Below are 16,007 nucleotides of genomic sequence, written 5' to 3'. Positions count from 1 at the left end.
CTCAAGCCGCCGCCGGCCGGACGGCTTTGGAGAAGAGCCGGTAGAAATTGTCTGTCGTGATGTCTTCGATCTCGTCCACTGAAACGCCGATCGTCTCGGCCAGCACCTCGGCCGTGTGACGCACGTAAGCCGGCTCGTTGCGCTTGCCGCGATACGGCATCGGCGCTAGATAGGGCGCGTCGGTCTCGACCAGCAGCCGGTCGCGCGGCACCTCGCGGGCGATCGCGCGCAGCTCGTCCGAACGGCGGAAGGTCAGGATGCCGGAGAAGGAAATGTAGCCGCCGAGGCGCAGGCCGACGCGGGCAAGGTCCGCGCCGGAGGAGAAGCAGTGGAGAAGGAAAGGGAAGGCGCCCTTCCCTGTCTCGTCCTCCAGGATCGCGGCGACGTCGGCATCCGCGTCGCGTGCATGGATGACAAGCGGCAGGCCGGTGCGCCGCGCGGCCTCGATATGGGTGCGGAACCCCCTCGCCTGCGCCTCGCGCGGCGCATGGTCGTAGAAATAATCTAGGCCCGCCTCGCCGATCGCCACGCAGCGCGGATGCGCCGACAACGCGACCAGTTCGTCGGCCGAGATGCCGTCCTCTTCGGCTGCATTGTGCGGATGCGTGCCGACGGAGCACCAGACCTCGGGATAGGCTTCGGCGATGGCGCGGATCTCGTCGAAGCGGCGCACGCGCGTCGAGATCGTCACCATCGCGCCCACGCCATTGGCCTTGGCGCGGGCGATCACGTCCGCACGCTCGGAGGCAAAGTCCGGAAAATCGAGGTGGCAGTGGCTGTCGACCAGCATCCGATCAGTTGCCCGCAGCCTCGACGTAACGCGGAAACACGCCCGCCGGCGCCGGCAGCGGCGTGCCCGGAACGAGCGCGTCGACGTCGCCCGCATTGGCGAAGCCGCGCTTATCTTCGGCCACGGCCAGCAGGTCGAGCAGCTTGGCCGCCGAGCCCGGCACGAAGGGCTGCAGCATGATCGCGATGCGGCGCACGGCTTCCGCCGTCGTCCACAGCACGGTCTCCATCCGCGCCGGGTCGGTCTTGCGCAGCGCCCACGGCGCCTGGCGGTCGAAATAGCGGTCCGCCTCGCTCACCACCGCGATCACGCCGGCGAGTGCCTGGTGGATCGCCTGTTCGCCCATGGCGCGGCGCGCCTGGACGAGCGCCTTGTCGGCCTCGGCAAGTACGGCGCGGTCGTCGTCCGTCAGGTCGCGTGCGGGAACCTTGCCGCCGCAGTTCTTGGCGATCATCGACAGCGAGCGCTGGGCAAGGTTGCCGATGCCGTTCGCCAGGTCCGCATTGGTGCGGTTGACGATCGCCTCGTGGCTGTAGCTGCCGTCCTGGCCGAACGGCACCTCGCGCAAGAAGAAGTAGCGCACCTGGTCGAGCCCGTAATGCTCGACCAGCGAGAACGGATCGACCACGTTGCCCACTGACTTCGACATCTTCTCGCCGCGGTTGAACAGGAAGCCGTGTGCATAGACGCGCTTGGGCAGCGGCACGCCGGCCGACATCAGGAAGGCCGGCCAGTAGACGGCGTGGAACCGCACGATGTCCTTGCCGATGATGTGCACGTCGGCCGGCCAGAAGCCCCAGCGCGGGTTGTTCTCGTCGGGAAAGCCCGCCGCGGTGATGTAGTTGGTCAGCGCGTCGACCCAGACATACATCACATGCTTGTCGTCGCCGGGCACCGGCACGCCCCATTTGAAGGTCGAGCGCGACACCGACAGGTCCTTCAGGCCCGACTTGACGAAGCTCATCACCTCGTTGCGCCGCTCGGACGGGCCGACGAAATCGGGCTGGCTCTCGTAGAGTTCGAGCAACTTGTCCTGGTAGGCGGACAGGCGGAAGAAATAGGTCTCTTCCTCGTTCCATTCCACCGGCGAGCCCAGCGGCTCGCGGCGCACGCCGTCCTCGCCGACGGTCGTTTCGCTTTCGTCGAAATAGGCTTCCTGGCGCACCGAATACCAGCCGCTGTAGCGGTCGAGATAGATGTCGCCATTGTCGGCCATGCGCTGCCAGATCGCCTGGCAGGCGCGCTTGTGGCGTTCTTCGGTGGTGCGGATGAAGTCGTCGTTGGAGGCGCCGAGCGTCTCTTCCATGGTGCGGAAGATCGCCGAATTGCGGTCGGCCAGTTCCTGCGGCGTCACGCCTTCCTTTTCGGCCGTCTGCTGCATCTTCAAGCCGTGTTCGTCCGTGCCCGACAGGAAGAACACGTCCTTGCCGTCGAGGCGCTGGAAGCGCGCCAGCGCGTCGGTTGCGATCACCGTATAGGCGTGGCCGATATGCGGCTTGCCGTTCGGATAGAAGATCGGGGTGGTCAGATAGAATTTTTCGTTTGGCATGGGGACGCTTGGGCTTCGGTCACTGCGCGGTCAGATAGCGCATAGGCCAGCGCATTGCTATCCCGGATAGGCCCTACCGGCTCAATGCCTCGCCGATGCGGTTGAGAAGCCCGACGACGTGCTGGCGCTTGTCGAGATTATAGGTGTCGGTCTCGCGGATCGTCGCGTTCGCCTCGTCCCACAGTTCGGCGAGGCGGGCGGCCCGCCTCCCCTCGCCTTGCGCCGCCGCGTCGGCCGCCGCGCGCGCGACCTTCTCGAGCAGATGGTCGTTGAGGATCTCGAAGGTCACCGTCTGGTCGCGGCCTGTCACGACATCGGCCAGCTTGTAGGCGTCCAGCGGGTCGCGCCTTGCCTTGCCGACGAACTGGTCGGCCGCCTCGGTGATGTCGAAGCCGCCGTGCTCGGCAAGCAGGATCGCCTGCCTGGCGCTGCCGCCGGCGCGGTCGAGCAGCGCGCGGCGCGCCTCCGGTGCGTCCGGCAGGCCGGTGCCGAACGAATTGAGCACCGAGCCGATCTCCGCCTCGGACAGCGGCGCGAGCCGCAGCACCTGGCAGCGAGAGCGAATGGTCGGCAGCAGGCCTCCCGGCGAATGCGAGACCAGCAGGAAGATGGCGCGGGCCGGCGGCTCCTCCAGGCTTTTTAGCAGCGCGTTCGCCGCGTTGCGGTTCATCTCGTCGGCCGGATCGACGATCACGACACGGTAGCTGTCGTCATGCGCCCGCAGCGACAGGAAGCGGCCGACACGGCGCACTTCGTCGACGGTGATGGCGCTCTTGAACTTCTTCGCCCGCTCGTCATAGGGCCGCGTCAGATGCAGCACCGCCGGATGCGCGCCGCTCGCCACTTGCCGCGAGAGCGCGCTTGACGGATCAGGCCGGCCGAACGTCTCAGGCGCATCCTCGCCGCGCGGATGCGACAGGAGGTGATGCGCGATGTGGAAGGCAAAGGTCGCCTTGCCGATGCCCTTCGGTCCGGTCAGCAGTAGGGCATGATGCAGCTTGCCGGTGCGGTACGCGCTGGCGACATGAGCCGCATGCTCGGCATGGCCGAACAGATACGGATTCTCCGCCGGTTCCGGCACGTCGGGCAGGCTGTCGGCCTGTTCAGGCGCGAGGCGCTCGCTCATGCGCCCTGCCCTTGCAGCCTTGCCTGCGCCGCTTCCTTTCCGATCAGGCGCGCGCGGACTGCGCGTTCAATGTCGGCGGCCACACGATCGGCGGGCGCGGATGCGTCGACCACGACGCAGCGTTCCGGTTCGCGCGCGGCGATGTCCAGGAAGCCCCGCCTGCGCCGCTCGTGGATGTCGAGCGTCTCCTTCTCGAACCGGTCGGCCGTCTCGTTGCCGCGCCGCGCCGCCGCTCGCGCCAGCCCGAGCGCCGGATCGAGGTCGAGGATCACCGTCAGGTCGGGCATCATCCCGTTGATCGCGACCGCTTCCAGCGCGCGCATGAAGCCGGCGTCGAGATTGCCCGTCACGCCCTGATAGACCCGCGAGGAATCGAGAAAGCGGTCGCAGAGCACGATCATGCCCTTCTCGACGGCGGGTCGGATCACCTGCTCGACATGGTCGGAGCGCGCTGCGGCGAACAGGATCGCCTCCATCGCCGGGCCGAAGGTCTCGGCCGCACCTGACAGCAGCACGTGGCGAACCGCTTCCGCGCCGGGAGAGCCGCCCGGCTCGCGCGTCACCAGAACGTCCCTCCCCTCGGCGCGCAGCACCTCGGCCAGCCGCACGATCTGCGTCGACTTGCCGGCGCCCTCACCGCCTTCGAATGTCACGAAAAGTCCGCGCGCCAAGAATCCACCGTCGTGCCGGATAACAGCCCAAGCGTTTATTCGCCCCGGCCCCAAAGGTCCACCGGCATCAGCGCAGCCAGCCGATCGCCAACTCCTCGAGCGCGTCGAGCGTGCGCTGCCACAGCGAGCCGACGCCCACCGATTCGGCGGCGTAGAGCGGCGTCTCCTGGGTCAGCATGTCGCCGACCCACACTTTAAGCTTGCCGACCGGCTGGCCTGCTTCGATCGGAGCTTCGACCGGCCCTTCGTAGACGATGCGCGCGATGACCTTGTCGCGATTCTCGGCCGGTACGAGCATGGAGACGGGGCCATGCGCGGAAAGCCTGACGCGCGCCTTCTCGCCGCCATATGTCCTTGCCTCGCCCACTGTCTCGTCCGCCGCGAAGATGTCGATCCTGCGGAAGGCGCGCATGCCCCATTCGATCAGCTTGCGCGACTCGTCCACACGCTCCTTGTCGCTCGACATGCCGCTCATGGCGAGGAAGAGCCGCTTGCCGTCGCCCGCCGCCGAGGCGACGATGCCGAAGCCCGCTCCCTCGGCGAAGCCGGTGGCGAGCCCGTCGGCGCCGATCCCAAGCTTGATCAACGGGTTGCGGTTCTGCTGGTTGATCTTGTTCCACTTGTATTCGGGCTGCGCATACAGCGGATAGAACTCCGGATAGGCCTGCCAGATATGGCGCGCGAGCGTGACGAGGTCGCGCACGGTGACCGACTGGCCGTCTGCCGGAAGACCGGTCGGATTGACGAAGACGGACTTCGCCAGCCCGAGCTGCCGCGCCCTCTCGTTCATCAGTTCGGTGAAGCCCGCCTCCGAACCGGAAATCCCTTCCGCCATAACGATGCAGGCATCGTTGGCGGTAATCACTGTCGCGCCCTGGATCAGGTCGCCCAGCGGCACGAAGGACTTGACCGCCGCGAACATCGTCGCTGTCCTCGAGGGCGCGCCGCCGGTGCGCCAGGCATGTTCGCTGACCTGGAATGTCGTCTCGGGGCTGAAGCGGCCGGATTTGAGTGCGTCGAAGACGACTTCCATCGTCATCAGCTTGGCGAGCGAAGCCGGCGGAAAGACCGCGTCCGGATCTTTGGCATAAAGGGTCGTGCCCGTCTCGGCGTCGATCATGTAGACGCGCGCGGCTTTCGTCTCGAACTGCGCGACGGCGGCGCCGGCGGAAAAGCCAAGCGAAATGGCGACGGCCATGGCCGCCGAAAGGCCGCGCGCAAAGCTGTATGTAACCACGTTCCCTCCACCTGTCCCCGACACCGATCCTAAAGATGTCGCGCGAAGGCAGAAAGCCGGAAAGAAGGAAGAATGTGTGACGAGCGCGCCGCGGCGGTCAGTTGCGGACGATGAAGGCGTCCGAAGCGCCCTCGTTCCAGGCGGTGCGCAGCAGGTCGTCGATCGCCTTGGCCGATTTCGGACGCGCGGTGACTGAATACCAGGTCTGCGACCCGTCCCTGCCCTGCTCGATCGAGGCGATACCCAGTGGCATGAGTGCGGCGGCGAGCCTTTCGGCCTCGGCGCGGTCGGCGAACGTGCCGACGGAAACGTATTCGCTGTCCGATGGCTGGCCGGCAGACCAAGAGGAGAGAAGCTCGACAGGTGCCAGCCCGCCTTTCGCCATGTCGTCGAACGGTTGGGCGACACGGCCGCTGCGCTCTTCGGCATAGCCGAGCACCGCAGGCTTCGAGCCGTCGCGCCCGCCAAGCCGCGCCAGCGGCCGGTCGATGATGACCGGGCCGTTTTCCGGGAATTCCAATACGCCGTCGGCGGGAGCGACCGCTCCCGAAGAGGTCAGCTGGCCCGGGAAGGCCGCTGCCGCTGCGACCGCCTGCGATGCGCCATTTCCGCTCGTGGGCGTCGGGCCGGCCATGGCGATCATCACGCCGGTCGGCATGCCGTCCGACGGATCGGGAGCTGCGTTGCCGGGCTTGTAGGAGGCGATGAGATATTCGTCGTCCCGGCCCTCGAGCGGGGCGCGGCCGACATAGTCCACCTTCACGTCGGCGATGCCGCTGTGCTGGTAATCCAGCATCTCCGCGGCGCGGCGCGACAGGTCGATGACACGGCCATGTGCAAACGGCCCGCGGTCGTTGACGCGCACGATCACCGAGCTGCCGTTCTTCAGGTTGGTCACGCGCGCATAGCTCGGCAGCGGCATGGTCGGATGCGCAGCCGAGAGGTGCGTCATGTCGTAGATTTCGCCGTTGGCGGTCAGACGGCCGTGGAACGCGTCGCCATACCACGACGCCTTGCCCTTCTTCGAATAGCCGGGCTGTTCCTTGGGATAATACCATTTGCCGGCGACCTGGTAGGGCTTGCCCAACTGATCGCGTCCACCACCGCGCGGCAGATTGCTGCGCTGGCTGGTCATGCGCGGGCTCGCCTTGCCGTAGACGGCTTCGGGGAAATATTCCTTGGTCGTCGGCCGTTTCGACAGCGACACCTTGGGTTCGTGCGAGGAGCAGCCTGCAAGGGCCGTCGCAGCGGCCAGCAGCGAGACGATTGCACCGGATTTGAGCGCCCCCCGGCCTCTCCTGTCGGTCATGCTCTGTCTGTCCCCGTCATGTCCCCGATCCGGCCGGATCGGCGTCTGATGTATCCCGCAAGCCGACCTCCGCTGCCAGCTTGCCAATTCTTCTTCTAACGCCTCACTCTTTAGCGCCGTCTTAACCGATTGTGACCCGAAGCGGGCGAATTTGTGACGTCCGCCCGCCGATCGGGCATTCAGCCGGCGGGACACTGGCGGAAACCGCCATTCCGGCTCGACCGGCGATCCTCCCGTCTGTGAAATTCTTCATTGTCATCGAACTCGTCGCCTGTCAGGGTTACGTTGGGGAAACTCGCGGCGGGCTTCATGGAGAAAAGGTGATGATGTCACGACTTTTGATGATCACGGCCGCGTTGGCCCTCGGCGCCGGAGGAGGCGCGACAGCGCAAAACCTTGGCAACGGCTCAGTGGCTCCTGCGGGAGCGGGCGCAGTCGCCAATGGCGGCTCCGCTCAACTTTTCGCCGTGATCAATTCCAATGGCACCATCGTACGAGACAAAGGTGCGGTGTCTGCGAGTAATCCTCAGACCGGGGGATATGAGGTGATATTTGCGCGAAATGTTCGCCAGTGCGTCTACACGGTGACAATAGGTATCGGCGATGCAAATACGCCTCCAGCTGGACTGACCTCGGTCGCGTCTCGTGCTGGTAATGTAAACGGAGTGTGGATTCAGACGTATAACACCGACGGATTGCGATCTGACTTGCCGTTCCACCTGTGGGTGAACTGCTGAGGAGATATGGATATGGCTAGCATTTCAAAAACGATCTTTGCGTCACTCGTTCTGAGCGCCTTCGTCGGTGCAAGTATGGCCCAGGGACAGCAGCCGCCCAGCACCACGCCGGTGCCCGTGGCTCCCGCGGGCGCTGGCGGCTCCAATCTCGGCACCGCGCAACTGTTCGCGGTGGTCAGTGCCAACGGCTCTGTTTCGCGCGGCAAGGGCGAGGCGAGCGCAATCCGCGTCAGCGCCGGCTATTATCGCGTGGGCTTCTATCGCAACATCGCCGCGTGCGCCTACGTGGCGACCGTTGGTGGCGTGGCAGCCGAGGTCGTCACCGGCATCGCGAACGTAACGCGGATGACGGGCAACAACTCAAACGTGTTCGTGCGCACCTTTGCGCTGAACGGCACCGCGGCGGATCGGTCGTTCCACCTCTACATCGACTGCTGAGTTCGACGCGTCCGTCCGGCATCAGCCGGGCGGGCCGCCTCGACAGGCAGAACCGATCAATCGTTTGAATGCGCAGCAGATTCAATACAGGTGCAAAAGATGAACTTCCCAACGTAGCGGAGATCAAAATGGCAAACTTCAGATCTGGTGATATTGTACGGCTCAAGTCCGGTGGCCACGCAATGACAATCTCTTCGATGATCGACAATTTCAGTGTGAATTGCACTTGGGCGACAGGTGGCGAAGTAAAGACTGAGATCATCAGAATAGAAGCCTTGGAAATGTTTGTCCCGAATAAAGCTCCGCCGGTCGGAAGACAGGATTAAGCCGGCAAAAATCTCCCTTGAGAATCCATCCACGTCGTCAATCGATGGCAGTTGGCTGCCAAAGGTTGCCAGCGAACGGCCGGGGTATACGGTTGTCGGAGGCGCTCGGCCTCTGCACGTCATGTCGGGAATGAAGGCAGCCGCTGCCGAACAGGTTGACGTAGCAGTCAGACGCGCCATAAAAGCGGGCGATAAGGCGGTCGGTAGCGAAAATCCTCTTTGGCGGAAGCTGATGGACCGGAAAAGCTAACGAAATCATCGTTAGGAGGGATGGCCGAGCGGTTTAAGGCACCGGTCTTGAAAACCGGCGTGGGTGCAAGCTCACCGTGGGTTCGAATCCCACTCCCTCCGCCAGCCTGTCATCCAGATATATTGAACGCCGAAGTAGTTTGAAAAGTCTACTTTCGGGCTTCGAATACGGCTCTCATCCAAGTTGCCTCATGTAATAATGTGTGAGACTGCGCGCGTATTGTAATTGTCTTGTGCCGCGTGCAAACAAATCGCGTTCAGCGAGTTCAAGCACCCATGTATGGCCTGATTCTCCCCGGGGACCTTGGCCCCTATGGCAGGTGGATGAAGGCGATCATCGCCGGCGCCCTTCTGCTGTGGGCCGTCGGGACGCTGTTCATGGCCACGGTACCGCTGTCTGGCGACGAAGTTATCTATGCGCAGGTGGCCAGGAGCTTTGCCGATTCTCTGCTCGGTCGGCAGAGCCTCAGCAATCTGGCGGTGGAAGTGGTTGGCTTTGGATGGTTTCTGCCCGGAATCTCAATTGTCCTGACGCCCGTCTATTTACTCGATTCGACTCCGGACCTGGCATTCGTGAGATTGTATGCCAGCGTCATCATCTTCCTACTGTGGGTATGGACGCTAAGAGAAGTCGATCGGCAGGCCGGCCGGCCTTTCGCGGTCGCCTTGCTGGTCTTCCCCAGTCTCGACGTCACCTGGCACATGTTCGCAGGGAGCGTATGGGGCGACCTGCCTTCGGGACTGGTCCAGGCGATCATCTTCGCTCGCCTGCTTCGCATGACCAGGACGCTGTGGACCGGCGGCGGCATCGCATTCGCCGACTGGATCTATCTCGAGTTTCTGCTGGTGCTGGCCTTCTATCTGCGCGGGAACCTCATCCTCGTTGCTTTTGCCGTTCACGTGTTCCTTGTGTGTCTCCTCGTCCTGACGTTACGGCGAGAGACGCTGCTGCGACAGTTGGTATACGCAGTGATCGGCGCGTTCTGCTTCGTTCTTGCGATGCTCCCCTGGAGCGTGACGGCAAGCCGGGTTTTGGGAGGCACGGTGATCTCCACTTCCACTCCGGTGCTCGCCTTCGCGCTGACGTTTGGCAACGCGGCTGACGCCTGCTTGGGCCCCTGTCCGCGCAAAGAAGGCTCCAATAATATCTGGGTGAGCGCTGCAAAATTCTCGCGTGCCTACGGCGCCGCGCATGGGATCAGCGAACTGGAAGTCCAGCGCATGATGGCGCGGCGTGCGCTGCGGGATTTGACGGTTTCCCGTTTCCTCCAACGCGTCAAGGTGAATGCGATCCGGTATTTCTCGGATCCGGCCGATTTCCTACAGAAACGTTTTCTTCCCTCGAGCAAGCTCGGTCTGAGCGAGGCGACAGTTGCCTGGCTGGCAGCGGCCGGCGGGCTGCTGACCGGCTTGCTCTACTGGCCGTTCCTCGCCTTGCTCACGGTGGCCAATTTCTGGATCGTACGCAGTCGCTTCGAGGATCAGATCGCCAGCCTGGCGATCAAGCTGCTAAGCATCTGCGTCGCGATTCAACCGTTTTTCCACACGTCCCACCCCCGCTATTGGGTGGGGCTTGCCGGAATCATGGCAATCGGAGCGGCATTTCTCTATGTCCGGACGCGCTCCTCGATGGTGCCTGCCGGCCAGGGAAGCGCCTTCCTGACCTATGTCCAGGTCGCCTATGCAGTGGCCTTGGCCATCGTGGTCTGCGTGCTGATCCTCGCCTGATCATCGGCGGCGGAGATGTTGGGCGTCTTTTGGACGACCTCAGACAATATGAGCCGCAAGGCCCGAAAGGCGGCCGGACGGGGTTACATCGATCAGGGAAATTTGGGCCGGATTTTCCTGGTGCTGCCAGAGAGGATTGAACTCTCGACCTCTCCCTTACCAAGGGAGTGCTCTACCACTGAGCTACGGCAGCGTCTCCAGGAACGCGGCGGCTTTTGCCACACGAAGGCCTGATGCGCAAGCGGGGTCGGGATGGTATTGCAGAAGACAAGTCCTGTGGGTTTCTTTGCGGGTCAACGGTTGGGTGATCGCACGGGTTCGCTGATGTCGACGAAGAACGAAACGGCAAATGTCAAGCAGGAGCGCGCCGCGCGGCTGTCGGAGCAGTTGCGTGCCAACCTGATGCGCCGCAAGAGCCAGGCCCGCGCGCGTCGCGAGGGTGCTGCCGACGAGCGCGCGGAGGGCATCACGCTGGCGCAGGCACCTGTTCGCACCACCGAGGACGACGAAGCATAAGCGGCAAACCGGAATTTCGCCGCATTGAGCTGGCGAATGAAACCATCCGCGAAGGGGACGCGCGGAGCGCCCGGAATGCCCGTTCCTTGATGCCGGGCGTCGCTTGGTCTAGACGGTTCTTTCCGGCGACTCTCGCGGCGCAATGCCCCGTCGAATGCCATCTCTTCTGCGAAAGACCGTTTCATGGACAGAATCAGGATCACGGGAGGCCGCAAGCTCGAGGGCGTGATCCCGATCTCCGGCGCCAAGAACGCGGCGCTCCCGCTGATGATCGCCTCGCTCTTGACGCGCGAGACGCTGACGCTCGAAAACGTGCCGGACCTCGCCGACGTCAACCAGCTCATCAAGATTCTCGGCAACCATGGCGTCGACGTGTCGGTAAACGGCCGCCGCGGCAGCCAGAAGGAAGGCTATTCGCGCACGGTCAACTTCACGGCCGGCGAGATCGTGGACACCACCGCCCCCTATGAGCTGGTGTCGAAGATGCGCGCCTCGTTCTGGGTCATCGGACCGCTGATCGCTCGCATGGGCGAGGCCAAGGTCTCACTGCCGGGCGGCTGCGCCATCGGCACGCGCCCGGTCGACCTGTTCCTCGAAGGCCTGGCAGCGCTCGGCGCCGAGATCGACGTCGACAACGGCTATGTCGTCACCCGCGCAAGGCACGGCCTTAAGGGCAACCGCTTCGTCTTCCCCAAAATCTCGGTCGGCGCCACGCATGTGCTGATGATGGCGGCCTCGCTCGCCCGCGGCGAGACTGTGCTGGAGAACGCCGCGCGAGAGCCCGAGATCGTCAACCTCGCGGAATGCCTCACGCTGATGGGCGCCAAGATTTCGGGTGCTGGCACGTCGCGGATCGTGATCGAAGGTGTCGACACGCTGTCCGGCGCCACCTGCAAGATCATCCCCGACCGCATCGAGACCGGCACCTATGCGATGGCGGTGGCGATGGCCGGCGGCGACGTGGTGCTCGAAGGCGCGCGGCCGGAGCTGCTGCAGTCCGCGCTCGACGTGATCGCGCAGACCGGCGCCGAGATCACGCCGCTCAACCACGGCATCCGCGTGCGCCGCAACGGCCACGGCATCGAGCCGGTCGACGTGACGACCGAGCCCTTCCCCGGCTTCCCGACGGATCTCCAGGCGCAGTTCATGGGCCTGATGACCATGTCGAAAGGCCGCTCGCGCATCACGGAGACCATCTTCGAGAACCGCTTCATGCATGTGCAGGAGCTTGCCCGGCTCGGCGCGCACATCACGCTCGCCGGCCAGACCGCCGTCGTCGACGGCGTCTCGAAGCTCAAGGGCGCGCCGGTGATGGCGACCGACCTGCGCGCGTCTGTGTCGCTGGTTATCGCCGGGCTCGCTGCGGAAGGCGAGACGGTGGTCAACCGCATCTACCACCTCGATCGCGGCTTCGAGCGGCTTGAGGAGAAACTGTCGGGCTGCGGCGCCCTGGTGGAGCGCGTCTCCGACTGAGGCGCATCTTCCGGTAAATTGTTGCGCCGCATCACGAACCCGCCTAACTACGGGCCGTAACCGACTGGCAACGCCCGCAGAGGCGACGGATCCGCATGGAACAGCTCAAACTCCTCGCCCTCGACGCGGACGGCCTGGAAATCATCTCCGCCCATGTGCAGGATGCGGTGATGCAGATCGGTGCGCTGGACTGGTCGCCGAAGGACAGGCGTTTCCTGATCGAGATGAACCGTTTCGTCTGGGAAAAGGCCGGTGGAACCTTCCGCAGACACAATGAGCGCCGCCGCAGCATCCTCCATTTCGACCGCGTCCTTGCGGTGCGCTCCACTGGCATTGACCGCCGCAAGCGGGACGACGTGCTGTCGCTTTTGACGATCGGCTTCGTCGAGGACGACGCACCGGCCGGCACGATCGAACTGCTCTTCGCCGGCGGCGGTTCAATTGCGCTCGACGTCGAATGCGTCGAGACGCGCCTGACCGACCTGGGCGCGGCCTGGGCGGCCTCCTCCCGCCCCGAGCACGGGAACTGAGCGGCCATGGCAATCACGCTCGACGCGGCCGCGGCCGATTTCGAAGACCGTTTCAAGGCATTCCTCACCACCAAGCGCGAAGTGTCCGAGGACGTGGACGCTGCCGTGCGAAACATTCTCGCGACGGTCAGGGTCGAAGGCGACACGGCGCTGTTCGAATACACGCGTCGTTTCGACCGTTTCGACCCGTCCGGCGGCAGAATGACCGTCACGGAGGCCGAGATCGGCGCCGCCTTCGAAGCTGCGGACCCGAAGACGGTCGAGGCGCTGACCTTGGCGCGCGACCGCATCGCCGCGCATCATGCGCGGCAGCGCCCGCAGGACGATCTCTACACCGACGCGATCGGCGTCGGGCTCGGCTCGCGCTGGACGGCGGTCGAATCGGCCGGCCTCTACGTGCCGGGCGGCACGGCGAGCTATCCGTCCTCGGTGCTGATGAATGCGCTGCCGGCCAAGGTCGCCGGCGTCGAGCGCGTCGTGATCACGGTTCCGTCGCCGGACGGGCTGATCAATCCGCTGGTGCTGGTCGCGGCGCGGCTCGCCGGCGTCTCGGAAATCCACCGCGTCGGCGGCGCGCAGGCGATCGCCGCACTTGCCTACGGCACCGAGACGATCCGCCCCGTCGTCAAGATCGTCGGCCCCGGCAATGCCTATGTGGCCGCGGCGAAGCGTCAGGTCTTCGGCACCGTCGGCATCGATATGATTGCGGGCCCGTCCGAAGTTCTGGTTCTTGCGGACGCCACCAACGACCCGGAATGGATCGCCGCCGACCTGCTCGCCCAAGCCGAGCACGACACCGGAGCGCAGTCGATCCTGATCACGAACGACGCCGCATTTGGCCGGGCGGTGGAGGCCGCCGTCCAGCGTCAGCTCAAGCGCCTGCCGCGCGCTGAAACCGCAGCCGCAAGCTGGCGCGACTTCGGCGCAGTCATTCTGGTGAAAGACTTCGAAACCGCCCTCCCCCTTACGAACCGCATCGCGCCTGAGCATCTGGAACTCGCGATCGAAGGTGCCGACGAATTTGCCGGACGCGTCCGCAATGCCGGCGCAATCTTCATCGGCCGCCACACGCCGGAGGTCATTGGCGACTATGTCGGCGGGTCGAATCACGTCCTTCCCACGGCCCGCTCCGCCCGCTTCTCGTCGGGTCTCTCGGTTCTCGATTTCATGAAGCGCACCTCGGTCCTGAAGCTGGGGCCCGACCAGTTGCGCCAGCTCGCGCCGGCGGCGATCGCGCTGGCCGAGGCGGAGGGGCTCGGCGCACATGCCCGCTCCGTCGCCATCCGGCTCAATCTCTGAGGGCCGCGATGGGGAGGGAGAAGAGCAACGCCCGGCTGATCGACGTCGAACTCGACGAATCGATCGGCCGCTCGACGCCCGACGTGGAGCATGAACGGGCAGTCGCGATCTTCGATCTTGTCGAGGAGAATTCCTTCCGTCCCGTTTCGGATGCGGGCGAAGGCCCCTACAGGCTCCGGCTTTCGCTGCAGGAATCGCGGCTGATCTTTGCCGTCACGCGCGAGAACGGCGAGGCGGTCGTCACGCATATCCTGTCGCTGACGCCCTTCAGGCGCATCGTGAAGGACTACTACCTGATCTGCGAAAGCTACTACGACGCCATCCGCTCGTCCTCGCCGTCGCAGATCGAGGCGATCGACATGGGCCGGCGCGGGTTGCACAACGAGGGTTCGCAGACCCTGATGGACCGGCTCGCAGGCAAGATCGAGGTCGATTTCGACACCGCCCGCCGGCTCTTCACCCTTGTCTGCGTCTTGCACTGGCGTGGGTGAGGGTTCGCTTCGCTCCCGGCCGGGCAGGCGTTCCGACCGGTCAAACCTTGGGAAGGCTCGATGACGCGTCTGCCCGGCTCCGTGCTGTTCCTCTGCGGGCAGAACGTGATCCGTTCGCCGATCGCCGAGCAGCTCGCGCGCGCATTTCTTCCACGTTCGGTCTTCATCGCCTCCGCCGGGATCCGACCGGGCGAGCGCGATCCCTTCATCGACGCGGTGCTCGCCGAGCGGGGCCTTTCGCTCGGCAACCGCCTGCCGCAGCAGCTCGACGAGCTGGAGGACGCCTATTTCGACCTGATCGTGACGTTGGCGCCGGAAGCGCATCACGCGGCACTGGAGTTGACACGATCGGCGGCGGTCGACGTCGAATACTGGCCGATGCCGGATCCGACGTCGGCGACCGGAACGCGCGAGCAGATCCTGGACGCCTATCGCGATGTCGCCGCGCGGCTCGACCGGCGCATCCGGGAGAGATTTGACACGGATCGCGCTCTCCCCGCGGCGTCGACATAAGCGCTGTTCACAAAATGCCCGAGATCATATAGGTTCCGCGCGATTTCCGGCCCCAGACTCATCCTGGATCTGTAGCGCCGGTTCTTTTCCGTGCAAAAAAGGTATCGAATGCCGAAGGAAGAAGTCCTCGAATTTCCCGGTCTTGTGACCGAATTGCTTCCCAATGCCATGTTCCGCGTCAAGCTCGAGAACGAGCACGAGATCATCGCGCATACGGCGGGGCGGATGCGCAAGAACCGTATCCGCGTGCTCACCGGAGACAAGGTTCTGGTCGAGATGACGCCGTACGACCTGACCAAGGGTCGCATCACCTACCGCTTCAAGTAGGCGGCCGCACCGCGCGGCAGATCTTCCGCGCACATCACCTCGACGGGACTGCAGCAGCGATGAGCGTCTTCCAGAAGCTGGTTCTGGCCTCCGGGTCGCCGCGCCGCATCGAACTTCTGCAGCAGGCGGGCATCGAGCCCGACCGGATCGTGCCGGCGGATGTCGACGAGACGCCTCAGCGCGCCGAGCATCCACGTTCGCTCGCCAAGCGCCTGTCGCGCGAGAAGGCCGACAAGGCGCTGGAAAAGCTCTCGAAGGACAGCGAGTGGGAGGGCGGCTATATCCTCGCCGCCGACACGGTGGTGGCGGTCGGCCGGCGCATCCTGCCCAAGGCCGAGCTGGTCGACGAGGCGTCCAACTGCCTGCGCCTGCTCTCGGGCCGCTCGCACCGCGTCTATTCCGGCGTCTGCCTGATCACGCCGTCCGGCAAGGTGCGCCAGAAGCTGGTCGAGAGCCGCGTGCGCTTCAAGCGCCTCTCGCGCGAGGAGCTGGAGAGCTACCTCGCCTCGGGCCAGTGGCGCGGCAAGGCGGGCGGTTATGCGATCCAGGGGCTCGCGGGCGCTTTCGTGGTGAAGCTCGTGGGTTCCTACACAAACGTCGTCGGCCTGCCGCTCTACGAGACCGTGAACCTGCTCGCCGGCGACGGCTACAAGGTCTACTTCAACTGGCTGTCGGGAACCCGCGCTGCCTGAGGGCGT

The 16,007-nt window shown here is 64.8% G+C and carries 18 protein-coding genes and 2 tRNA genes; 13 read left to right on the top strand and 7 right to left on the bottom strand.

The genetic code is table 11. The annotated features are described in order from the left end of the window. Position 1 precedes the first annotated feature (1 nt). The 6 genes from B9Z03_RS17980 to B9Z03_RS17955 form a co-directional block, all read right to left on the bottom strand. On the bottom strand, positions 2 to 790 hold the full coding sequence (locus B9Z03_RS17980; RefSeq protein WP_085465464.1) for a TatD family hydrolase: 789 nt from the start codon (positions 788 to 790) through the stop codon (positions 2 to 4). 4 nt (positions 791 to 794) lie between these two features. Then, positions 795 to 2,339 carry a methionine--tRNA ligase gene (gene metG, locus B9Z03_RS17975; RefSeq protein WP_085465463.1) on the bottom strand — a complete coding sequence of 515 codons (1,545 nt, stop codon included), beginning with the start codon at positions 2,337 to 2,339 and terminating at the stop codon, positions 795 to 797. Positions 2,340 to 2,412: 73 nt separating this feature from the next. Next, the gene (locus B9Z03_RS17970) at positions 2,413 to 3,465 is read right to left on the bottom strand and encodes a DNA polymerase III subunit delta' (RefSeq protein ID WP_085465462.1); all 1,053 of its coding nucleotides are present in this window, start codon (positions 3,463 to 3,465) and stop codon (positions 2,413 to 2,415) included. Next, positions 3,462 to 4,136, bottom strand: a complete 675-nt coding sequence (tmk, locus tag B9Z03_RS17965) for a dTMP kinase (RefSeq protein ID WP_085465461.1) — start codon at positions 4,134 to 4,136, stop codon at positions 3,462 to 3,464. Before tmk ends, B9Z03_RS17970 begins: the two co-directional genes overlap by 4 nt. A 67-nt stretch (positions 4,137 to 4,203) precedes the next feature. Then, on the bottom strand, positions 4,204 to 5,334 hold the full coding sequence (locus B9Z03_RS17960; protein WP_085467730.1) for a D-alanyl-D-alanine carboxypeptidase family protein: 1,131 nt from the start codon (positions 5,332 to 5,334) through the stop codon (positions 4,204 to 4,206). A 136-nt stretch (positions 5,335 to 5,470) separates the two neighbouring features. Beyond that, the gene (locus B9Z03_RS17955; protein ID WP_085465460.1) at positions 5,471 to 6,682 is read right to left on the bottom strand and encodes a septal ring lytic transglycosylase RlpA family protein; all 1,212 of its coding nucleotides are present in this window, start codon (positions 6,680 to 6,682) and stop codon (positions 5,471 to 5,473) included. Positions 6,683 to 6,921: 239 nt separating this feature from the next. Between B9Z03_RS17955 and B9Z03_RS29470 the strand changes: the two genes are divergently transcribed. The 5 genes from B9Z03_RS29470 (at position 6,922) to B9Z03_RS17935 (ending at position 10,160) form a co-directional block, all read left to right on the top strand. Beyond that, the gene (locus B9Z03_RS29470) at positions 6,922 to 7,419 is read left to right on the top strand and encodes a hypothetical protein (protein ID WP_139832314.1); all 498 of its coding nucleotides are present in this window, start codon (positions 6,922 to 6,924) and stop codon (positions 7,417 to 7,419) included. A 12-nt stretch (positions 7,420 to 7,431) separates the two neighbouring features. Beyond that, positions 7,432 to 7,857, top strand: a complete 426-nt coding sequence (locus B9Z03_RS17950) for a hypothetical protein (protein ID WP_085465459.1) — start codon at positions 7,432 to 7,434, stop codon at positions 7,855 to 7,857. 68 nt (positions 7,858 to 7,925) lie between these two features. Further along, positions 7,926 to 8,183, top strand: coding sequence for a YodC family protein (locus B9Z03_RS30660; RefSeq protein ID WP_085465458.1), 258 nt, complete (start codon positions 7,926 to 7,928; stop codon positions 8,181 to 8,183). 264 nt (positions 8,184 to 8,447) lie between these two features. Next, positions 8,448 to 8,537, top strand: a tRNA-Ser gene (locus B9Z03_RS17940). A gap of 219 nt (positions 8,538 to 8,756) precedes the next feature. Beyond that, entirely contained in the window at positions 8,757 to 10,160 is a 1,404-nt protein-coding gene (locus B9Z03_RS17935) for a hypothetical protein (protein ID WP_085465457.1), read from the top strand. Between the two features lie 118 nt (positions 10,161 to 10,278). Here the strand turns inward: B9Z03_RS17935 and B9Z03_RS17930 are convergent. Then, a tRNA-Thr gene (locus B9Z03_RS17930) sits at positions 10,279 to 10,353 on the bottom strand. Between the two features lie 131 nt (positions 10,354 to 10,484). Between B9Z03_RS17930 and B9Z03_RS17925 the strand changes: the two genes are divergently transcribed. The 8 genes from B9Z03_RS17925 to B9Z03_RS17890 all read left to right on the top strand — a co-directional run bounded on the left by B9Z03_RS17925 (position 10,485) and on the right by B9Z03_RS17890 (position 16,001). Next, the gene (locus B9Z03_RS17925) at positions 10,485 to 10,676 is read left to right on the top strand and encodes a hypothetical protein (protein WP_085467729.1); all 192 of its coding nucleotides are present in this window, start codon (positions 10,485 to 10,487) and stop codon (positions 10,674 to 10,676) included. A 183-nt stretch (positions 10,677 to 10,859) separates the two neighbouring features. After that, positions 10,860 to 12,149 (top strand): UDP-N-acetylglucosamine 1-carboxyvinyltransferase, encoded by a 1,290-nt coding sequence (gene murA, locus B9Z03_RS17920; protein WP_085465456.1) that lies wholly within the window; start codon positions 10,860 to 10,862, stop codon positions 12,147 to 12,149. 95 nt (positions 12,150 to 12,244) lie between these two features. Next, entirely contained in the window at positions 12,245 to 12,679 is a 435-nt protein-coding gene (locus B9Z03_RS17915; protein WP_085465455.1) for a DUF2948 family protein, read from the top strand. A 6-nt stretch (positions 12,680 to 12,685) separates the two neighbouring features. Then, entirely contained in the window at positions 12,686 to 13,978 is a 1,293-nt protein-coding gene (hisD, locus tag B9Z03_RS17910) for a histidinol dehydrogenase (RefSeq protein ID WP_085465454.1), read from the top strand. Positions 13,979 to 13,986: 8 nt separating this feature from the next. Then, a complete protein-coding gene (locus B9Z03_RS17905) occupies positions 13,987 to 14,469 on the top strand; it encodes a UPF0262 family protein (RefSeq protein ID WP_085465453.1) in 483 nt (160 codons plus the stop codon). Between the two features lie 60 nt (positions 14,470 to 14,529). Then, positions 14,530 to 14,982 (top strand): arsenate-mycothiol transferase ArsC, encoded by a 453-nt coding sequence (locus B9Z03_RS17900; RefSeq protein ID WP_085465452.1) that lies wholly within the window; start codon positions 14,530 to 14,532, stop codon positions 14,980 to 14,982. Between the two features lie 108 nt (positions 14,983 to 15,090). After that, positions 15,091 to 15,309 (top strand): translation initiation factor IF-1, encoded by a 219-nt coding sequence (infA, locus tag B9Z03_RS17895; protein WP_085465451.1) that lies wholly within the window; start codon positions 15,091 to 15,093, stop codon positions 15,307 to 15,309. 59 nt (positions 15,310 to 15,368) lie between these two features. Beyond that, the gene (locus B9Z03_RS17890; protein WP_085465450.1) at positions 15,369 to 16,001 is read left to right on the top strand and encodes a Maf-like protein; all 633 of its coding nucleotides are present in this window, start codon (positions 15,369 to 15,371) and stop codon (positions 15,999 to 16,001) included. Positions 16,002 to 16,007: the final 6 nt, after the last annotated feature.

The sequence above is a fragment of the Mesorhizobium australicum genome (assembly GCF_900177325.1).
In the GTDB taxonomy this organism is placed as follows: domain Bacteria; phylum Pseudomonadota; class Alphaproteobacteria; order Rhizobiales; family Rhizobiaceae; genus Mesorhizobium_A; species Mesorhizobium_A australicum_A.
Note: the sequence above shows the minus strand (reverse complement) of the source record. Positions and strands in the feature narration are given on the sequence as shown.

Excerpts from the sequence above, each read along its gene's own strand:
- B9Z03_RS17980 (WP_085465464.1), bottom strand. The coding sequence starts at position 790 with ATGCTGGTCGACAGCCACTGCCACCTCGATTTTCCGGACTTTGCCTCC.
- metG (WP_085465463.1), bottom strand. The coding sequence starts at position 2,339 with ATGCCAAACGAAAAATTCTATCTGACCACCCCGATCTTCTATCCGAAC.
- B9Z03_RS17970 (WP_085465462.1), bottom strand. The coding sequence starts at position 3,465 with ATGAGCGAGCGCCTCGCGCCTGAACAGGCCGACAGCCTGCCCGACGTG.
- B9Z03_RS17960 (WP_085467730.1), bottom strand. The coding sequence starts at position 5,334 with ATGGCCGTCGCCATTTCGCTTGGCTTTTCCGCCGGCGCCGCCGTCGCG.
- B9Z03_RS17955 (WP_085465460.1), bottom strand. The coding sequence starts at position 6,682 with ATGACCGACAGGAGAGGCCGGGGGGCGCTCAAATCCGGTGCAATCGTC.
- B9Z03_RS17950 (WP_085465459.1), top strand. The coding sequence starts at position 7,432 with ATGGCTAGCATTTCAAAAACGATCTTTGCGTCACTCGTTCTGAGCGCC.
- B9Z03_RS30660 (WP_085465458.1), top strand. The coding sequence starts at position 7,926 with ATGCGCAGCAGATTCAATACAGGTGCAAAAGATGAACTTCCCAACGTA.
- B9Z03_RS17935 (WP_085465457.1), top strand. The coding sequence starts at position 8,757 with ATGAAGGCGATCATCGCCGGCGCCCTTCTGCTGTGGGCCGTCGGGACG.
- B9Z03_RS17925 (WP_085467729.1), top strand. The coding sequence starts at position 10,485 with ATGTCGACGAAGAACGAAACGGCAAATGTCAAGCAGGAGCGCGCCGCG.
- murA (WP_085465456.1), top strand. The coding sequence starts at position 10,860 with ATGGACAGAATCAGGATCACGGGAGGCCGCAAGCTCGAGGGCGTGATC.
- B9Z03_RS17915 (WP_085465455.1), top strand. The coding sequence starts at position 12,245 with ATGGAACAGCTCAAACTCCTCGCCCTCGACGCGGACGGCCTGGAAATC.
- hisD (WP_085465454.1), top strand. The coding sequence starts at position 12,686 with ATGGCAATCACGCTCGACGCGGCCGCGGCCGATTTCGAAGACCGTTTC.
- B9Z03_RS17905 (WP_085465453.1), top strand. The coding sequence starts at position 13,987 with ATGGGGAGGGAGAAGAGCAACGCCCGGCTGATCGACGTCGAACTCGAC.
- B9Z03_RS17900 (WP_085465452.1), top strand. The coding sequence starts at position 14,530 with ATGACGCGTCTGCCCGGCTCCGTGCTGTTCCTCTGCGGGCAGAACGTG.
- infA (WP_085465451.1), top strand. The coding sequence starts at position 15,091 with ATGCCGAAGGAAGAAGTCCTCGAATTTCCCGGTCTTGTGACCGAATTG.
- B9Z03_RS17890 (WP_085465450.1), top strand. The coding sequence starts at position 15,369 with ATGAGCGTCTTCCAGAAGCTGGTTCTGGCCTCCGGGTCGCCGCGCCGC.